Raw genomic sequence first — 16981 nt, forward strand, 5'->3', positions numbered from 1 at the left:
AGGGGAGGTTGTCAAGACAGGTACTCCGCGGCCGGGCGCGGGTAGCGCGGCAACGTTCCCTCGGCGTGCCGCATCCCTTGTGCGGTAAGGACTTCCGTGACGGCGTCGGCGAACGCGGCCACCGCGGGTGTGTGGCCTCCGCGCGGCCATGCCGCCGATGTCCGCCACAGCAGCGGGTTGCCGCGCAACGGCCGCCACGCCGCGTCCACCGGCGGTGCGACACCGTCGTGCAACGCCACCGCGCCGCCCGCCAGCACCAGGCCCAACGCGAACTCCGGGTTGCCGGCCTGGTGCACCTCGGCGGGCGTGTAGCCGTGACGGGCGCAGGTCGTCAGCACTTCGTCGTGCAGCGCGGGAGCGGTGACGCGCGGGAACAGGACCAGTGCCAGGCCGTTCAGGTCGGCCAGCCGGACGTCCGCGGCGGCCGTGAGTGGGTGGTCGCGGGGCAGCAGGACGCCGAGCGGGCTGGTCAGGACCGGTCCCAGGCTCAGCCACGACACGTCGAACGGGAACCGCAGCACGCCGACGTCCAGGCTCCGGTCGGCGAGGGCGCGCAGTTGCTCGGCGGTGCCGATCTCCTTCAACTTCAGCTCCACGGGGCTGCGGCGGCGGAACGCGGGCAGCAGCGCGGCCACCGCCCGTCCACCCAGGTCCGGCGGCACGCCCGCGCGCAGCGAGCCGGCTTCGCCGTCGCGGAAACGGCCGGCCAACGCCCGCAGCCGGTCCTCACCCGCCAGCATGCCGCGGGCTTCGGTGAGGATCCGGCGGCCGGCGTCGGTGAGCGCGACGTGCCGGGCGTCGCGGTCGAACAGCCGGACGCCGAGCTCCCGTTCCAGGCGTTGGATGCTCTGCGACAGCGGCGGCTGGGACATGTGCAACCGGGCCGCGGCACGCCCGAAGTGCAGCTCCTCGGCCACCGCCAAGAAGTACCGCAGGTGCCGCAGCAGGTCCACGAGCAGCGATGATAGTGGTTCGGATATCGCTGCCAGGGTGATATCGGACTTGGACACGTGTGGTGGGCCGCTGGTCTTGTTGGTGGCATGTGCGTGAGCAGACGACAGGTGTTGATCGGTTCGGCGGCCGTCGCGGTGGCGGGTGCGGGGCTGCCGGGGGCGCCGGCGTTCGCGTCGGGTCGCAGTGGGGTGAGCCTGCGCTGGCTGGGGGTCGCGGGGTGGGAGTTGCTGTTCGACGGGCGGCGGGTGCTGATCGACCCGTACCTGAGCCGGCTGCCGGTGTTCGACAAGGAGGGGAAGTTCATCGCCGACTACCCGTTGTCGGTGCGGAAGGAGTTGGTGGACCAGCACCTGGGCGCGCGGCCGGAGCTGGTGCTGGCGACGCACGGGCACTACGACCACCTGCTGGAGATCCCGTACGTGGTCGAGAAGCACGGTTCGCGCGTGATCGGCGCCGAGACCCACCGGCACCTGCTGACGGCGCAGGGCGTGCCGCCGGACAACGTGATCGTGGCGTCCAGTGGTGAGCACCTGGACTTCCACGGCTTCACCGTGCAGGTGTTCCGGAGCCTGCACAGCCAGTTCGGCGCTTACGGGTACTTCGCCCCCGGCACCCTGACCGCGCCACCGCCACCGCCGGCCACGATCAGCGACCTGGTGGAGGGCGGCTCGCTGGCGTACATGGTGACCGTGCGGGACTTCTCGGTGCTGTTCATGTCGGGTACGGCGAACTACGTCGAGCGCGAGATCGCGGGGCTGCGGCCGGACGTCCTGGTGCTCGGCATGAGCGGCCACGCAAACGTTTACGACTACACCGCGCGGGCGTTGCGGGCGACCCGGGCCAAGCTGCTCGTGCCCAGCCACCACGACGACATGGTGACGCAGCTGGACGACCCCGCCTTGCCGTTGCGGGGCAATCCCGGCGCGGCGGCCGAGCTGACCGAGACGGCGCGTCGGATCGGCCTCGCGGCCCGGGTCCTGGATCCGGAGATCCTGCGCTGGTACGAGCTGTAGTGGGGCGAAAATCATCCGAGCCGGCGCTGGGCGCCCGGCTACGGTTTCCCCGTGCGACCGCCCGAGTGCGCTCTTCACGGTGCCGGGACAGATCCCCGGCACCTGGTCGGTCGACGGCTTGAGCGCGTGGTGGCGGCCTGGTACCTGCCGGTCTCGGGGGCTCGGATCGGCCCGCTGGACGTGTGGCTGGTCGACAGCGCGGAAGGCTGCACGCACATCACAACCGGTTCGGACTGGTGCTTGATCGTGGAGGCGTCGCACCCTCATGCGGACTACGACATGCAGGAGTTGGGACACGTCGAGGTGGGACCGGTGACCGACGAGACGCCGTTCGCCCGCCACATCGGGGAGGAGGTCCTGTCCGTTCGGGAGGAGCACCACCCGTGGGCCGGGCGGGTGGCGCTCGACGTCGTGTTCTCCTCGGGCCGTGTCCGGTGCCAGGGCTGGGAGGGGGACCTCCGGCTGTCCTGAGCCCGGCCCCGACAGGTCGGGTTCGTCGGGTTCGTTGGGTTCGTCGGGTTCAGAGGAGGCCGGTGCGGGCGGCGGCCAGGGCGGATTGGACGGCGCGTTCGGCGGTGGTTCGGTCGACGGGTTCACCGGAGACGAAGATCCGGTAGTAGAGCGGGGCGCAGGTGAGGCGGACGAGTTCCAGCGGATCGGTTTGCGGTGGGAGTTCACCGCGTTCCACCGCCCTCGTGACGACCTTGGCGGCTTCGGTGTGGCGGGCGGTGTAGAAGGCCTGTTTCGCTTGCAGTGCGCGGGTCGATTGGAGGGCGGCGGCGACGATCGCTGCCGGGACCTGGCGGCGTTCGGGGTCGGTGAAGGTGTCGGCGATCTCGGTGGCGATGGCGGTCAGGTCGCCTTCGATCGTGCCGGTGTCGGGCACCGGCCAGTCGGTCTCCCTGGTGTGGTCGAGGGCGTCGGCGATGAGCACGTCGACGGTGCCCCAACGGCGGTACACGGTGGTTTTGTGGACGCCCGCGCGGTCGGCGACGTTCTCGACCGTCATGCCCAGGTAGCCGCGGTGGATCAGTTCGGCGTACACGGCGTCGAGCACGGCTTCGCGGACACGGGCCGAACGGCCGCCAGGCCTCGAGGTCAAAAGCAACTCCAGTTGCATTAGCAGGGGCGATCGTGCCATCCTAACGCAACACCAATCGCGTTAGGAGCCCTGTTGATCCCCGACCCGACCGTCCTCCACCCACTGCCGCACGCCGACCGCGTCGTCCAGCTCAAGCCGTTGGTGACGTCGCCGACGATCGAGGTCGGGGAGTACACGTACTACGACGACCCGGAGCACGCGCTGGAGTTCGAGACCCGCAACGTGCTCTACGGGTACGGCGCGGAGAAGCTGGTCATCGGCAAGTTCTGCGCGCTGGCGACCGGCACCAGGTTCATCATGGCCGGCGCGAACCACCTCAACATCGGCGTGTCGACGTTCCCGTTCACGATCTTCGGCGGCACGTGGGCCGAGAAGACGATGGACCTGATGACCGGCATGGAGACGCGCGGTGACACGGTCGTCGGCAACGATGTGTGGTTCGGCTACAACACGCTCGTGATGCCCGGTGTGACGATCGGGGACGGCGCGATCATCGCGACCGGCGCCGTGGTGACGTCCGACGTGGCGCCTTACACGGTGGTCGGCGGCAACCCTGGCAAGCCGGTGAAGCAGCGTTACGCGGACGAGGACGTCGCCCGCCTGATGCGCGCCAAGTGGTGGGACTGGCCAGTTGAACTGCTCACCGAACACGTCCGCACGATCATGTCCGGCACCCCCGCCGACATCGAACGGATCGCCCAGTCACAGCTGTGACTCAGCCCCGCCCGACCAGCCCGACAAACCTGACCCAGGCGGCACGGTCGAAGTCCAGCCTGCCCGCGTCAACGGCCTTCGAGTCCCTCACCGACGTACGGGCCGCGCCCACAGCAAGTTCCACGCAAGCGTTCGCACTGGAACTGCGGGCACTCTTGCGCCAAGTCGCCTGGTCGCTCATCACGCCTCAAGCTTACGCAACCCGGCTTTGATCAACTTCGCCGAAGCGGCCGGTGTCAACGCCGACCGGAGTGCGTCTTCGAACAGCGCGGTGAAAGCCGCGACGCTCTCTTTGTTGTCCACTGACTCGCCTCCGGCGGCGTAGTCCAGGTAGACGACTCCCTGATCATCCGGGTCGTCGTAGCCGAGGATGATCGCGGAGCCCGTCATCGTGCCCCACGCTCCCGCGCTGAACGGAACCACCTGGATCGTCACGTTGTCTTGCGCCCCTGCGGTGAGGAGATGGCGCAACTGCTCCACCATGACCGGCGTTCCACCGACGTGGTTGTGGAGTACCGCCTCACCGATCAACGAGTGGAGCCGCAGCGGGCCGGACAGCAACCGCTGGCGACTCTGCCGTTCCGCTGCTGCTCGCTGCTCCCAACCGATGCCGAGGTTGAACCATCGCGCGGCCTCGGCGATGACGGCGGCATAGCCGGCGGTTTGCAACATGCCGGGAACGGTGACGTGATCGATGGTCCGCTCGGTGACCGCATCGGATTCGTCCTTGCGGAACGCCAGGTACTTCGGAGGAAGATCGCCGGCGTGCTCCAGGACTGCGGGCTCCTGTGCCGCGTACTTCCTCAAGCGCAGGGCCTCGGCCCGCTCTTCTACTGACGCTCCGTACACACTGAGCAGGGAGCCCAAGAGCACGAGTGACGGCAGTTTGGTGCCGTTCTCGAGCCTGGTCACCGTCTCGCGGCGGCACAGCGCCAGTTCGGCTGCACGCTCAGGGATCATCAGCGGATCCCTGCGGAGCCGAAGGGCTTGCATGTACTGACCCAGCTTCGCCTTGCGCCGGGTGCGGCCGGTAGCCATGCGATCACCTTAGCCACGTTCCGTAGTCACCCAGGTTCACCGGATCGGTACTGACCCTGGGACACCATGTCAGCGGTACAGTACCCAAGTGACTCGATTTCGCAGGCGAGTCGTGGGGTACGTCCCCCACCAAGGTGCCTGCCACAGTCAGATCGAACTGAGCGCCGATCGTCGCTGCCTGCTGTTCCACTTGGCGTCGACAGGCCGGTTCAGCGTGGCCATCGCCGCAGCCCAAGCAGCGAAGTTGTTGTGCTCGCTGGACTCCCGCGAGCCGGCACAGGTCGAGGTGACACAGCCCGACGGCAAACGTCAGTGGCTGACCGTCCTGCCGCACGACAGGTCCGCCGAGCTACCCGTCCACGCGCGCTCGAACGACACCGGCATGGAGTTGGCGCTGGAGGCCGCACCAGATCAGCAGTTGCGCCTGGTGTTCCCGGGCCCCGCGTTGCTCGACCTGCGTCGCCACCTCACCACCGCCTACCTGCAACTGGAGATGCCATGAACACCGGGATGAACACCGCGATCCCGGTGCCGCCCCGCACCTGGTGGACCTCCTACACCGACGGCGACGGACATCGCGCCGTGCTGACGATCTCGGCGGACGACGGGCGGGTGGGGCTCATGACGTCCTCGGGCGAGTCGCTGCTGTTCTCGGCGCACGAACTGGCCATGCTGCGAGAAGACCTGGAAGCGGCTGCGACCGCGGGGAAGCTGAGCGCACTCACGACGTCAGGCGGAAGCGGACGGGCCAGGCGGACGTCATGAGGGTGTGATCGTCCAGTTTCCACTCGACGCGACCTGGATCATCGCGGGTCCGGAGAGCGGAACTGTGCCCTCGTAGCCACCGATATGGTTCACCAGGAGTTCGACCCGGCCGGCTTTCAGCGAGACAGCGTGAACGGCGAAGTTACTCTCCCCCACGTTGGTGATCTTCACCTTCTTGGCCGATCCCATCATGAGAAGCACTGAGTCCCCAGTCCCGGACATCGGACCTTCCGCCATGACCGCCAAATCGATTCCACCGACCGTCACCGTCCAGGAGCCCGTCGCGTTGACCGTCAAGGTCGTGGTGCGACTGCCGTCCCGGATGTCCATCCAGCGAGTGCCGCTATAGGCACCGATCTCATTCACCAACAACGACTCGAAACCGTCGCTTTTCAGCACCGTGTTACCTGAACACGCCGGGCACTCGAACTTCACGATCTTGAGTCCGACGGGTCGATCCAACGTGATTACGTCATCTCCGGCCCCGCTGTATACCGACGGCGGCGGGGGCGGCGGGATCGTGGTGGTAGTGGTGACTCTCACAGACGTCGTGGTCACTTTGGCAGCCGTGGAGGCCGATGTGATCGCTGCGTCAGATGAAGCAGGCCCACCCGCATCGAGCTGGCCGCCAGTCGAACCGAGCGCCGCACCGACCACCACCAACACCACTATCGCGCCGACCACGAAAGGCCATTTCTTCCCTTTCCTCGGCGCCGACGGAGCAGGCGACGGAGCACTCCAGGCACCCTGGGGCTGCTGCGGAACCGACTGATCGGCCGGACCGTGCGCGCGTGGATCGAAAGCAGAGAAGTCGGAAGGGGGTCGTTCCATGATATTTCCCCGCATTCGTCGTCTCGACACGCAAAGTCCGCTTGTCCCTCCTTCGGATGGCAAGCACTCAGCGTTATGGGCGTCCTCCAACTTTCACCCGAACGGACGCAACCTAAGTGGACGGAGAAGGCCCACCTGACTGGGCGAGTAGGTGAACAAACCGATTGGTCTAGAGCCATGTGCCGCTCACGGCGAGATCATGGAGACCAGGAGGTTCGCCATGGCCGAGGACTTCAACCGGTACTGCGACCTGACGATGCGGGGCGGGGCGACCAGTGGCGTCGTGTACCCGTGGGCTGTTGTGGAGTTGGCTGAGCACTACCGCTTCCGGTCGTTGGGCGGGGCTTCGGCCGGGGCCATCGGAGCCGCGTTCACGGCCGCCGCCGAGAAGGGGCGGGAACGGGACGGGTTCCGGAAGCTCAAGGAGATCATCGACTGGTTCGCCGCGCCGGGTTGGCGGATGGCGCAACTCTTCCAGCCCAGCGAGCACACCCGGAAGCTGTACCGGATCGTGGCGGCCTCGATGCAGCGCCGCGACTCGACCGGACGGAGTGCGTTGACGTGCATGCTCCTCGCCCTGATCAGCGCGATCGGCCGGCGGGCACGCGTCTTCCTCGGCCTGGCGCTGGCGTTGTGGCTGGTCGGGCCAACCCTCTGGTTCCACGCGATCGAGTGGGGTGCCACACCGACGTGGGTGCTGATCGGCCTCACGGTCGTGGTCCTTGTCAGCGTGCCGTGGATCGTGCTGCGAATCCTCCCGAACGGCCGTGACGCCTGGCTGCGGCGCATCGGCACGGCACTGCTCCTCGTCCTCCCACTGATCCCGGTAGCCCTGGGCGCCCGGTGGACGGCGCAGAGCCTGGCGAGCGCGGCCACCGCAGCGGTGTGGTGGCTGGTGCTCGGGTTCGCGTTCGTCAGCGCCGTCGCGGTCACGTACGGCTTGAGCGCCAAGCGGTTCCTCGACCGGATGGCCACGACCATCCACTTCGGACTGATCCCCGGCACCGGAACGTTCGAGCCGAACTTCTGGGACCGCCGCTGCGGCATCCCCGCGGCGACCGGTGTGCCCCCGTTGAGCGACTGGATCGCGGACCGGCTGGACGACCTGTCCGGCACGGCGGACCTCACGTTCGCCGACCTGACCACGAACCTCGTGCTGATGACCACGGACCTGTCCGAGGGCCGCCCCTACCGACTGCCGTTCACCGAACCGCCCGCCGCGTGGCTGTTCTGCCCGACCTGCCTGAACACCGTTCTGCCCCAACGGATCGTCGCCAAGCTGGGCGACGAGGCCACCGAGCACCGCTGCCCGCTGCACCCCGCCGAAACCGTCAAGGTGCTGCCGGAGAACCTCCCGGTCGCGCTGGCCGTGCGGATGAGCATGCCGCTGCCCGGCCTGATCGCGGCGGTCCCGCTGGTGCGCGCCGAACCGGAGCCGCGCGTGCACTGGTTCTCCGACGGCGGCATCACCAGCAACTTCCCGATCCACTTCTTCGACCACCTGCTCCCCCGCTGGCCGACGTTCGGCTTGAGCCTCCAGTCGTACCCGCCGGGCGACAACGGGGACGTGTGGCTGCCCGAGCAGGACGCGTCCACCAGCGGCACGCCGTGGCGCGGTATAGGGCTGGTCCGGCATTTCGCCACGGCGATCCTCAACACCATGCTGGACTGGCGCGACACCACGCAGTCCGCTCTGCCCGGCTACCGGGGCCGGATCGCGCACGTCCGCGTCGGCGCGCTGGAGGGCGGCACGAACCTGTTCATGCGCCCCGAAACGATCCTCGCGCTGGCCGAACGGGGTGCGAAGGCCGGACGGCTGCTGCGAACCCGGTTCACCGAGGACGACGCCACCAAGACCGACCGCTACCGCTGGATCCGGATGCGGCTGGCCATGCGGGAGTACCGGGAACTCGCCGAGCAGTCCGGAGAACGCGCCGACCTCTACCGCGACCTGACCGACCGCTACCGGATCCCGGAGGACCTGTACGACTGGTTCACCACGACCCCGACCACCGACCCGAACGCACGGGAGATCGGGCTGACGTTGGACGCGCTGGGCGCCGTGCCCCGCGACCCGTTCGACGGCGAGCCGCCCGTGGACCCGGACCTGCGCCTGACCCCACCGGAGTGACACCACTCGGTCGCACCACGGTGAGCACCTCACGGATACGGGTGTGGACGGGTGTTCGAGTAGCCGCCGTAGTCCCGGTAACGCGGGTGCCGTCCGGTCGGTGCGCCGGGCAGGCACAGGGGCAGGGTGTCGGGTGACCACACGCGCAGCACGTGGAAGCCGAGCCGGCGGACGTCGGGCGTGGTGAGGTCGCCGTACAGGAGTCGCTTCCCGGTGGCCCTGAACGCGGTCACGTAACGCCGCACGGTCGTGCGCACGTCGTCACCCCGGTCCGGTGGCAGGTCGGACGCCCGCACCGCGTCGCACCGGGCGAAACGGTCCTCCACCACGTGCGCGTTCTCCGGCCTCGCGTAGTGGCTGACGTTGGCCTCCAAGTCGAGGAACAGCTCGTCACCCGGCGACGGCTCCTCCTCCGGGATGGTCGTGAGCGTCGTGCCCTCCAGCAACGCCTTGTGCATCGCGGAGGTCAGGCTGGTGTCGGCGCCCAGCCCGACGCTGACGGCCGGTCCCACGTCGCCGGCCGGCCGGATCAGGCACGCGACGGTGAACCCCGGCAGGTCGGGGCTCGGCAGCAGGTGGAACTCCGGGTACGGCGCGCGGCGGTCCCAGTACCGGGCGATGAGGCCCGCCAACGCCTCCGTCCGCTGGTCGAACGTGATGCGCGCGCTGCGGGTGGCGGTGTGCCAGTGGCCCATCGTCGCGTCGAGCTGCACCAGCTCCTGGATCGCGCTCAGCAGCGCCCTGGCCGGGTCGGTGTGCGTGGCGCTGCCCGTGGTCACGGCCGCGTGCAGCCACGGTTCGTCCTCGGCCAGGCGTGGCGGGTAGCCGACCAGCGTCGACTGCGCGGGCACGCACAGGTCCGGTCCGCCGGTCAGCGCGGCCATCCGCCACCAGCCCAGCGGCGCGTCGGGGTCGTAGGGGTCGAACAGGAAGTCCGGGTCCGCGAATTGCTCGTCGTCGAACAACTCCACCGGTGCGAGTGACGGCCCGTCGAGGTCCGCCCGCGCGGCGAAGGCGAACCGGTGGTGCGCGGGGAACGCGTAGTGGCCGTACCGCTCGATCGACTCGGCCAGGGTGCGGATCAGCGCGTCGTCCATGGTCACGGCGGCCGCGCCGATGTGGTGGCTGCCGGGTTTGGCCGGGCTTCCGCCGGTCAGGTGGTGCACGCCGGTCAGGTCGCCGGTCGTGATCACCACCCGGGTGCCGTGCCGCGGCCTGGTGTGGAAACCGAGGTTGGGCATCAGGCCGGTGATGGGGCCGACGATCCGCCGGGCCAGCGCGTCGATCGCGGCGCGCCGACCGGCCGTGCGGCGGACCACGAGCATCTCAGCGGCCATCGAGCCACGCCCGGACGTCGAAGTACAGCGCGGAATCGTCGCGCCGGCTCACCGTGCCGCACTCCGGGCAGCCCGGCACCGGCAGCACCTCGTTGACGGTGGTCTCCCACGTCGGCAGGTACAGGGCGAGCACCTTGCCCGCCGTGAACGCCGCACCGGTGTGCGCGTAGTTGACCACTTCCAGCGCCAGGTACGACGTGAGCAGACCGGTCAGCGCCGGCAGCAACGGCATCCGACCGCCGGAGACCGCGGCCGTCGCCAGCGCGCGCTTGTAACGCAGGTACGCGTCCGCGCCGGTCAGGTTCATCAGCACGCGCTTCTCGAAGCAGGCGTAGCACGCCGTCCGCCCCGGCAGGAACGTCGGGCCGACGTGCAGGAAAGGCCCGTCGACCGCGCCGTGGATCCACGGCGTGCCCAGGTGCAGGCTCATCCGGTTGAGCACCGCGCAGCGCACCGGGTCGATCCGCGACCCGGCCCACACCAGCAGCGAGTCCCGCCAGTGCGCCAGCGGGGCCAGCCTCTCGGCCAGCTGCAACGGGTTCTCGGTCCACGCCGTGTCCGGGTCGTCCAGCACGCGCTGCGCGGTCTCGTCGGTGGCGTCGAGGACGGCGAGCTTCGGGTCGCCCGCCGTGAGCTGCTGCGCCAGCGGGCCGACCAGGTCCGGGTCGCCGAGCAGCCGCACGACCGGTGGCGCCACCGGGTCGGGACCGCGCAGCAGCCGGGCGTGCTCGTCCAGGTAGTGGTCCAGCGCGGACTGCGGGCTGTCCTCGACGGCCCCCAGCTCGCGCAGGTGGCCGAGCAGGTCGGCGAGTTCCCCGTCGGTGACGAGGCCGTCCGCCACGAGGTCCGCCGTGGTGTTCGTGCCGTCCAGTCGGGTGATCAGGTCGAGCAGCCGGCCGGTGCCGCCGCTGTCGCTGACCGTGTGGGACGTGGTGTGCCAGACCCCCGCGCGGAGTTCGACCTCGTCGGGGCTGTGCGCCACGACCGTGAACGACCGCTTGATCCGGGGTGCGACCCGGTTGTCCATCGTCACTCCGCTCGCGTGTGTGGTCGGCCGACCAACACCGTGTGCAGCAGGACGTGACGCAGGCCGTCGAGTCCCAGGCACCGGTTGGCCGGACCGTCGTAGAAGCTGGACCAGTCGGTGCTCGCCAGACCGAGGGCGGTGCCGGCCAGGTGCAGGTGCTCGGACATCGCCCCCACCTCGTGCAGCACCAGCCGCAGCCCTCTCGGCCCGTACTTGCGCATCGAGCGCCACGGGCGGGCCACCAGCGCGACGATCGCCGCCGCGCCGCGCGACGGGTCCTCGTCGCCGACGTCGATCAGGCCCTCGGTCAGGAAGTCCTCGACCACCCGTTCGTCATGGCACCGCTCGAACACGTCGAGTCGGGGCGCGTAGCGGTAGACCCCGCGCGCCAGATCGGTCACGTCCAGCGCCAGCACCCAGAGCTCCACCGGGTAGAGGCCGCCGCCGCTGGGCGCCGCCCGGCCGGGCATCCGCTCGCCGTCCGGCTCCCTCGTCACCCCGGCCGCGGCACGCACCAGCGTGGCCAGTTCCCCGAACGGGACCGCGCCTCCGCCGAACGCCCGCGCGCTGCGCCGGTCCCCGATCACCCGGCCGAGCGGCGCGCGCAACTCGACCGACGGGGGCAGCTCGACCCGGTCCGGGACCGGCACGTCCTCGGTGTCGACCAGCGCGACCACCGGGACGAACCGCTCGTCCAGATATTCGCCGACCGCGTGCGGCACCTCGCGGTCGTGCCGGTCAAGGCGGGTCGAGATCAGGAATTCCTCGGCGACCTGCGGCGGCCCGCAGAAATCGAGGTGGCCGTACCGGTCGATCGGCGAGCGGAACGCCGTGGAGGTGAACGCGGGCGTCACCGCGCGATAAGAGTTCGTGCGCGTGGCAAGGGTGAGCAGGACGTCGTCGGGACGGGTCGGTTCGGCCACGGACGGCTCCGTTCGGTGGTACGAGGTGATCACTCCGCAGGAGGCGCGCTGCCTGGGCGCAGCGGGCGGTCCCAGGCAGCGCAACCGGCGGTTACCTGCTCCTGCGCACGTCACAAGAGGTGGACGAGGACGAGCTGTACCCCATCTTCGTCAACGGTTTCGGCACGGTCGTCGTGTGCTTCGTGCTCAGGTTCTCGGTCGTTGACCTCACCTTGATCGACATCGCTCCGGCCTTTCTCCGGGAATGACTTCACTGCTCCTTTGAACAGCGACACCAACGTACGATGCCATTTACCGGGTAGCAAGATATCCTCACCCAACCCACACTGTTGAATGAAAAAGCAGAATTCTCGCCATACGTGTCCTGCAATTTCCCATTACGGTGAACCGGTGCCCGAAGGGGATCGGGAAAGGCGGCGGCCATGTCCCAGGAGCACACGTCGACGGACCGCATCGAGCGGTTTGACCTGCCGGATGGCGGAACCGGCTGGTGGGTGGGCGGCTACCGGGAAGTGCGCGTGGTACTCGCGGACCCGAGGTTCAGCTCCGCGGCGGCGGCCCACCCCGACCACGCCGCGACGCGCCAGGTGCCGCTGGACCCGGACCTCATCCTCACCATGGACCCGCCCCGGCACACGAGGGTGCGCAAACCCGCCGTCCGGCAGTTCACCGCCGCGCACGCCGAACGGTTGCGCGGCTTCGTGGAACGCACGGCCGAGGACCTGCTCGACGGGTTCACCGAGCCGCCGGTCGACCTGGTCGAGCGGTTCGCCGCGCCGCTGACGTCGGCCGGGATCTGCGCCGCGCTGGACCTGCCGCCGGTCGACCACACCCGGCTGCGCGCGTGGGCGCGACCGCTGCTCGCGCTGGACGCGGAGCAGGCGGTCGGCGCCGCCGAGGCAGCCGTTGGGCTGACCACCTACCTGGCCCGGCTGCTCGACGACCCGGGCGTGTGGCGGGACGGAGCGGTGGCGGCCTCACTGGTGGCGGACCTCGAACCGGAGGAAGCGGGGCGGCTGCTCACGTTCCTCCTCATCTCCGGGCACGTGTCGACCTCCGTCCAGCTGGTGAACTGCGTGCTGGAGCTGCTGGTCCGGCCGACCGAGTGGCGGCGGCTGACGGACGACCCCGCGCTCGTCGACCGGGCGGTGGAGGAGCTGCTCCGGTTCAGCCCTCCGGAGTCCGGCGGGCTGGGTCCACGGCGGGCCGTCGAGGACGTCGAGCTGGCCGGGGTGCTGATCCGCACGGGCGACGTGGTCGTGCCTTGCACCAGGGAAGCCAACCTCGACCCGTCGGTGTTCCCCTCGGCCGACCGGCTCGACGTGACGCGTGAGGACTGCCGGCACCTGTCGTTCGGCCCCGGACGCCACCACTGCGTCGGCGCGCACCTGGCCCGCATGGAGCTCCAAGTCGCGCTGGGCGCGCTGGTGCGCAGGTTCCCCGGCCTCCGCCTCGCCGTGCCGCCGGACGGGCTGCACCGCCGCAGCGGCCTCCAGTTCCGCGAGCTGGTCGAGCTACCGGTGAGCTGGTGACCGGTTCACGCCTTGCGGCCCACCCCGGCGTACGCGTTGATGAAGGCGTCGTCCGAGTCCTTCCGCCAGTCAGACAGCGGCACGACACCCGGTTCCACGACGTCCAGCCCGGCGAAGAACGCGGCGACCTCGTCACCCGAGCGCAGCACCAGCGGGCTGTCGGTGCGCTGGTAGATGGCGTTCACCTTCTCACCGCTGCGCTGCTCGTCCTGCGACACGCCGTCCCAGCTGCCGTGCGAGATGGCGACGAAACTGCCCGGCGCCAACGCGTCGCGGTACCGGGCGATCGCCTGGTGCGGCTCGTCCGAGTCCGGCACGAAGTGCAGCACGGCGACCATCAGCAGGCCGATGGGCCGGTCGAAGTCGAGCGTCGCGCGGACCTCTTCGTTGCCCAGCACCGAGTCCGGGTCGCGCAGGTCGCCCTGGATGGCCACGGCGAGGGGGTTGTCGGCGAGCAGCGCGGTGCTGTGCGCGACCGCGACGGGCTCGACGTCGGCGTACACCACCCGTGCCGCCGGGTTGGACTGCTGGGCGATCTCGTGCACGTTGCCCACGGTCGGGATGCCCGATCCCAGGTCCAGGAACTGGTCGATGCCCTGCGACAGCAGGTACCGCACGGCCCGGCGGAGGAACGAGCGGTTCGCGCGGGCCGCGCCGGACATGCCGGGGAAGATCTGCTCGACCGCTTTCGCCGCCTCGCGGTCCACCGCGAAGTTGTGCGACCCGCCCAGGAAGTAGTCGTACATCCGGGCCGCGCTCGGCCGGTCCAGGTCCACCGATGACGGAACCCAGCTCGCCTGCTCCATGCGCACACATCTCCTCGTCAGTCGACTGCGTGATCGTTCCGGTGGGGCGGATCCGGCACAACCCCCGAATGGACGCTCGTGCCCCCACCCCACTGCCGCGCGGAGGTCAGCGTGCCGGCCGCTCGCCGTCCGGTGGGCACTCCTCCACGTCCGGCTCGGCCGCGGGCCGGACGAACGCCTCGACCTTCCTGGCGACCGGGAACTCGGACCGCGAGTCGTCCTCCAACGCGCCCAGGTCCACGCCCGCCCGCGGCAGTCCATGGCCGAAATGCTGTCACCCGGCATCGCGCCACAGCCGAACCGGGGTGCTCGCTCAGGGCGAACATCATCCGGAAACAATCCCGCGCTCACCTTGGTTGAGCCAGACAGACTCAACTTTGGAGGGATCATGGGCGAGACGTTGGCGCTGCCGGTGCTGCCGCTGGACGACGTGGTCGTGCTGCCGGGCATGGTCGTGCCGATCCGCCTCAGCGGCTCGGACGCCACCGCCGAGGCCCGCGCCGCGATCGAGGCCGCGACGGCCGCCGGCGAGGCAGCCGGTGGGCAGTCGCAAGTGCTGCTGGTGCCCCGGCTGGACGGCAAGTACGCGAAGGTCGGCACGCTGGCGGTGATCGAGCAGGTCGGCCGGCTGTCCGGCGGCGAGCGCGCGGCCGTGGTGCGCGGCACGGAGCGGGTCCGCATCGGCACCGGCACGACCGGGCCGGGCGCGGCGCTGTGGGTGGAGGCGACGGTGGCCGACGAGGCGCCGGTGGACGACCACACCCGTGAGCTGGCCCGCGAGTACCGGGCGCTGGTCACCACGATCCTCCAGCAGCGCGGCGCGTGGCAGGTGGTCGACTCGGTGCAGCAGGTGGACGACCCGTCCGCGCTGGCCGACCTCGCCGGGTACGCCTCGTACCTGGACGACGACCGGAAGATCTGGCTGCTGGAGACCAGCGACGTCACGGAGCGGCTGGAGAAGCTGCTGGAGTGGGGCCGCGAGTACCTGACCGAGCTGGACGTGACCGAGACGATCCGCAAGGACGTCAAGGAGGGCGTGGAGAAGCAGCAGCGGGAGTTCCTGCTGCGCCGGCAGCTCGCCGCGATCCGCAAGGAGCTGGCCGAGTTGGACGGCAAGCCCGCCACCGAGGAGCAGGACTACCGGGCCCGGGTCGAGGGCGCTGACCTGCCGGAGAACGTGCGCAAGGCGGCGTTGGCCGAGGTCGACAAGCTGGAGCGGACGTCCGAGCAGTCGCCCGAGGTCGGCTGGATCCGGACGTGGCTGGACACGGTGCTGGAGCTGCCGTGGAACGAGCGCACCGAGGAGTCGTACGACATCGCGGGCGCACGGGCCGTTCTGGACGCCGACCACGCGGGTCTGGACGACGTGAAGGAGCGCATCACCGAGTACCTGGCGGTGCGGCGTCGGCGGGCCGACCGGGGTCTGGGTGTCGTGGGCGGACGGCGTTCCGGCGCGGTGCTCGCGCTGGTCGGGCCGCCCGGCGTGGGCAAGACGTCGCTCGGCGAGTCGGTCGCGCGGGCCATGGGCCGCAAGTTCGTCCGGGTCGCGCTGGGCGGTGTGCGGGACGAGGCGGAGATCCGCGGCCACCGGCGCACGTACGTCGGCGCGTTGCCGGGCCGGATCGTGCGGGCCATCGCGGAGGCGGGGTCGATGAACCCGGTCGTGCTGCTGGACGAGATCGACAAGGTCGGCGCGGACTACCGGGGCGATCCGACGGCGGCGCTGCTGGAGGTGCTCGACCCGGCGCAGAACCACACGTTCCGCGACCACTACCTGGAGGTCGAGCTGGACCTGTCGGACGTGGTGTTCCTCGCCACGGCCAACGTGCTGGAGTCCATCCCCGGCCCGCTGCTTGACCGGATGGAACTGGTGCGGCTGGACGGGTACACCGAGGACGAGAAGGTCGTCATCGGCCGCGACCACCTGCTGCCGCGCCAGGTCGAGCGGGCGGGCCTCACGTCCGACGACGTCACGGTGACCGAGGAGTCGTTGCGGAAGCTGGCGGGCGAGTACACCCGTGAGGCGGGCGTGCGGCAGTTGGAGCGTTCGCTGGCACGCATCCTGCGGAAGGTGACGGCGCGGGTCGCGCTGGACGAGGCCGAGCTGCCGGTGACGGTGGACGTGCCGGACCTGCGCGGGTACCTGGGCTCGCCCAAGCACACGCCGGAATCGGCCGAGCGGACGTCGGTGCCGGGCGTGGCGACGGGGCTGGCGGTCACCGGCGCGGGCGGTGACGTGCTGTTCGTGGAGGCGTCGCTGGCGTCGTCGGGCACTGGCGCGGCCGGCGTCACGCTGACCGGTCAGCTCGGTGACGTGATGAAGGAGTCGGCGCAGATCGCGTTGTCGTACCTGCGGTCCAACGACGACCGCGCCGAGGCGTTGGCGGAGCGTGGTGTGCACATCCACGTGCCGGCGGGCGCGGTGCCGAAGGACGGGCCGTCGGCGGGCGTGACGATGACGACGGCGTTGGCGTCGCTGCTGTCCGGGCGTCCGGTGCGGGCGGACGTGGCGATGACCGGCGAGGTGTCGCTGACCGGGCGCGTGCTGCCGATCGGCGGGGTCAAGCAGAAGCTGCTGGCCGCGCACCGGGCGGGCATCACGACCGTGCTGCTGCCGCAGCGCAACGAGCCCGACCTGGACGATGTGCCGGAGTCGGTGCTGGCGGAGCTGACCGTGCACCTGGTCGGCGACGTGCGCGAGGTGTTGGACCTGGCGCTGGAACCCGCCAAAGCAACTGCCGCGGTGGCCGCCTGACGTTCCCCGGTGCAGCCCCGGTCGACCACGTGTCGGCCGGGGCTTCGTCGTCG

General features: G+C 70.2%; 19 protein-coding genes. 9 read left to right on the plus strand and 10 right to left on the minus strand.

Annotated elements, in window-relative coordinates:
• Positions 1 to 11: 11 nt before the first annotated feature.
• Positions 12 to 953: a LysR family transcriptional regulator gene (locus F4560_RS24815; RefSeq protein WP_184923682.1), complete on the minus strand. Its 942-nt coding sequence runs from the start codon at positions 951 to 953 to the stop codon at positions 12 to 14.
• Between the two features lie 93 nt (positions 954 to 1046).
• On the opposite strand from F4560_RS24815, the gene F4560_RS24820 reads away from it, so the two are divergent.
• Positions 1047 to 1967, plus strand: coding sequence for an MBL fold metallo-hydrolase (locus F4560_RS24820; protein WP_184923684.1), 921 nt, complete (start codon positions 1047 to 1049; stop codon positions 1965 to 1967).
• Between the two features lie 51 nt (positions 1968 to 2018).
• Positions 2019 to 2438: a hypothetical protein gene (locus tag F4560_RS24825; RefSeq protein WP_184923686.1), complete on the plus strand. Its 420-nt coding sequence runs from the start codon at positions 2019 to 2021 to the stop codon at positions 2436 to 2438.
• A 49-nt stretch (positions 2439 to 2487) separates the two neighbouring features.
• Here the strand turns inward: F4560_RS24825 and F4560_RS24830 are convergent, their stop codons facing one another.
• On the minus strand, positions 2488 to 3069 hold the full coding sequence (locus tag F4560_RS24830) for a TetR/AcrR family transcriptional regulator (RefSeq protein ID WP_221483631.1): 582 nt from the start codon (positions 3067 to 3069) through the stop codon (positions 2488 to 2490).
• A gap of 69 nt (positions 3070 to 3138) precedes the next feature.
• Between F4560_RS24830 and F4560_RS24835 the strand changes: the two genes are divergently transcribed.
• Complete coding sequence (locus F4560_RS24835) at positions 3139 to 3783, plus strand: CatB-related O-acetyltransferase (RefSeq protein ID WP_376775429.1); 645 nt, start codon at positions 3139 to 3141, stop codon at positions 3781 to 3783.
• Between the two features lies 1 nt (position 3784).
• On the opposite strand, the gene F4560_RS24840 is transcribed toward F4560_RS24835, so the two are convergent.
• Positions 3785 to 3964 (minus strand): DUF397 domain-containing protein, encoded by a 180-nt coding sequence (locus F4560_RS24840; RefSeq protein ID WP_184929371.1) that lies wholly within the window; start codon positions 3962 to 3964, stop codon positions 3785 to 3787.
• Positions 3964 to 4821 carry a DUF5753 domain-containing protein gene (locus tag F4560_RS24845; protein ID WP_184923692.1) on the minus strand — a complete coding sequence of 286 codons (858 nt, stop codon included), beginning with the start codon at positions 4819 to 4821 and terminating at the stop codon, positions 3964 to 3966. The genes F4560_RS24840 and F4560_RS24845 overlap by 1 nt, the downstream gene beginning before the upstream one ends.
• Positions 4822 to 5011: 190 nt before the next feature.
• Between F4560_RS24845 and F4560_RS24850 the strand changes: the two genes are divergently transcribed.
• Both F4560_RS24850 and F4560_RS24855 read left to right on the plus strand, forming a co-directional pair.
• A complete protein-coding gene (locus F4560_RS24850) occupies positions 5012 to 5323 on the plus strand; it encodes a hypothetical protein (protein ID WP_184923694.1) in 312 nt (103 codons plus the stop codon).
• Positions 5320 to 5586 (plus strand): hypothetical protein, encoded by a 267-nt coding sequence (locus F4560_RS24855; RefSeq protein ID WP_184923696.1) that lies wholly within the window; start codon positions 5320 to 5322, stop codon positions 5584 to 5586. Before F4560_RS24850 ends, F4560_RS24855 begins: the two co-directional genes overlap by 4 nt.
• Here the strand turns inward: F4560_RS24855 and F4560_RS24860 are convergent.
• Positions 5581 to 6417 carry a hypothetical protein gene (locus tag F4560_RS24860; RefSeq protein WP_184923698.1) on the minus strand — a complete coding sequence of 279 codons (837 nt, stop codon included), beginning with the start codon at positions 6415 to 6417 and terminating at the stop codon, positions 5581 to 5583. The genes F4560_RS24855 and F4560_RS24860 overlap by 6 nt on opposite strands.
• Before the next feature lie 199 nt (positions 6418 to 6616).
• Between F4560_RS24860 and F4560_RS45735 the strand changes: the two genes are divergently transcribed.
• The gene (locus tag F4560_RS45735) at positions 6617 to 8548 is read left to right on the plus strand and encodes a patatin-like phospholipase domain-containing protein (RefSeq protein WP_281391954.1); all 1932 of its coding nucleotides are present in this window, start codon (positions 6617 to 6619) and stop codon (positions 8546 to 8548) included.
• Positions 8549 to 8577: 29 nt separating this feature from the next.
• Here F4560_RS45735 and F4560_RS24870 read toward each other — a convergent pair whose 3' ends face one another.
• From F4560_RS24870 to F4560_RS24880, 3 genes are read right to left on the minus strand one after another with little or no spacing between them, the layout of a single operon-like run.
• Entirely contained in the window at positions 8578 to 9885 is a 1308-nt protein-coding gene (locus tag F4560_RS24870; RefSeq protein ID WP_184923700.1) for a YcaO-like family protein, read from the minus strand.
• Positions 9875 to 10912 carry a TOMM precursor leader peptide-binding protein gene (locus tag F4560_RS24875; RefSeq protein WP_184923702.1) on the minus strand — a complete coding sequence of 346 codons (1038 nt, stop codon included), beginning with the start codon at positions 10910 to 10912 and terminating at the stop codon, positions 9875 to 9877. The genes F4560_RS24870 and F4560_RS24875 overlap by 11 nt, the downstream gene beginning before the upstream one ends.
• 2 nt (positions 10913 to 10914) lie before the next feature.
• Positions 10915 to 11835, minus strand: coding sequence for a SagB family peptide dehydrogenase (locus F4560_RS24880; RefSeq protein ID WP_184923704.1), 921 nt, complete (start codon positions 11833 to 11835; stop codon positions 10915 to 10917).
• 119 nt (positions 11836 to 11954) lie between these two features.
• Between F4560_RS24880 and F4560_RS45740 the strand changes: the two genes are divergently transcribed.
• The gene (locus F4560_RS45740) at positions 11955 to 12083 is read left to right on the plus strand and encodes a hypothetical protein (RefSeq protein WP_281391955.1); all 129 of its coding nucleotides are present in this window, start codon (positions 11955 to 11957) and stop codon (positions 12081 to 12083) included.
• 174 nt (positions 12084 to 12257) lie between these two features.
• The gene (locus F4560_RS24885) at positions 12258 to 13367 is read left to right on the plus strand and encodes a cytochrome P450 (protein ID WP_184923706.1); all 1110 of its coding nucleotides are present in this window, start codon (positions 12258 to 12260) and stop codon (positions 13365 to 13367) included.
• Between the two features lie 5 nt (positions 13368 to 13372).
• Here the strand turns inward: F4560_RS24885 and F4560_RS24890 are convergent, their stop codons facing one another.
• Both F4560_RS24890 and F4560_RS45745 read right to left on the minus strand, forming a co-directional pair.
• Positions 13373 to 14173, minus strand: a complete 801-nt coding sequence (locus F4560_RS24890) for an SAM-dependent methyltransferase (RefSeq protein WP_184923709.1) — start codon at positions 14171 to 14173, stop codon at positions 13373 to 13375.
• 106 nt (positions 14174 to 14279) lie between these two features.
• Positions 14280 to 14414 (minus strand): hypothetical protein, encoded by a 135-nt coding sequence (locus F4560_RS45745; RefSeq protein WP_281391956.1) that lies wholly within the window; start codon positions 14412 to 14414, stop codon positions 14280 to 14282.
• Positions 14415 to 14561: 147 nt separating this feature from the next.
• Here F4560_RS45745 and lon point away from each other — a divergent pair, with 147 nt between their 5' ends.
• The gene (gene lon / locus F4560_RS24895; protein ID WP_184923711.1) at positions 14562 to 16928 is read left to right on the plus strand and encodes an endopeptidase La; all 2367 of its coding nucleotides are present in this window, start codon (positions 14562 to 14564) and stop codon (positions 16926 to 16928) included.
• Positions 16929 to 16981 lie beyond the last annotated feature (53 nt).

Origin of the sequence: Saccharothrix ecbatanensis, from assembly GCF_014205015.1 — a bacterium.
Classification (GTDB): domain Bacteria; phylum Actinomycetota; class Actinomycetes; order Mycobacteriales; family Pseudonocardiaceae; genus Actinosynnema; species Actinosynnema ecbatanense.

Coding starts and splice junctions, on each gene's coding strand:
- F4560_RS24890 (WP_184923709.1), bottom strand. CDS start 14,173: ATGGAGCAGGCGAGCTGGGTTCCGTCATCGGTGGACCTGGACCGGCCG.
- F4560_RS24855 (WP_184923696.1), top strand. CDS start 5,320: ATGAACACCGGGATGAACACCGCGATCCCGGTGCCGCCCCGCACCTGG.
- F4560_RS24860 (WP_184923698.1), bottom strand. CDS start 6,417: ATGGAACGACCCCCTTCCGACTTCTCTGCTTTCGATCCACGCGCGCAC.
- F4560_RS24845 (WP_184923692.1), bottom strand. CDS start 4,821: ATGGCTACCGGCCGCACCCGGCGCAAGGCGAAGCTGGGTCAGTACATG.
- F4560_RS24875 (WP_184923702.1), bottom strand. CDS start 10,912: ATGGACAACCGGGTCGCACCCCGGATCAAGCGGTCGTTCACGGTCGTG.
- F4560_RS45735 (WP_281391954.1), top strand. CDS start 6,617: ATGGAGACCAGGAGGTTCGCCATGGCCGAGGACTTCAACCGGTACTGC.
- lon (WP_184923711.1), top strand. CDS start 14,562: ATGGGCGAGACGTTGGCGCTGCCGGTGCTGCCGCTGGACGACGTGGTC.
- F4560_RS24885 (WP_184923706.1), top strand. CDS start 12,258: ATGTCCCAGGAGCACACGTCGACGGACCGCATCGAGCGGTTTGACCTG.
- F4560_RS24840 (WP_184929371.1), bottom strand. CDS start 3,964: ATGAGCGACCAGGCGACTTGGCGCAAGAGTGCCCGCAGTTCCAGTGCG.
- F4560_RS24870 (WP_184923700.1), bottom strand. CDS start 9,885: ATGGCCGCTGAGATGCTCGTGGTCCGCCGCACGGCCGGTCGGCGCGCC.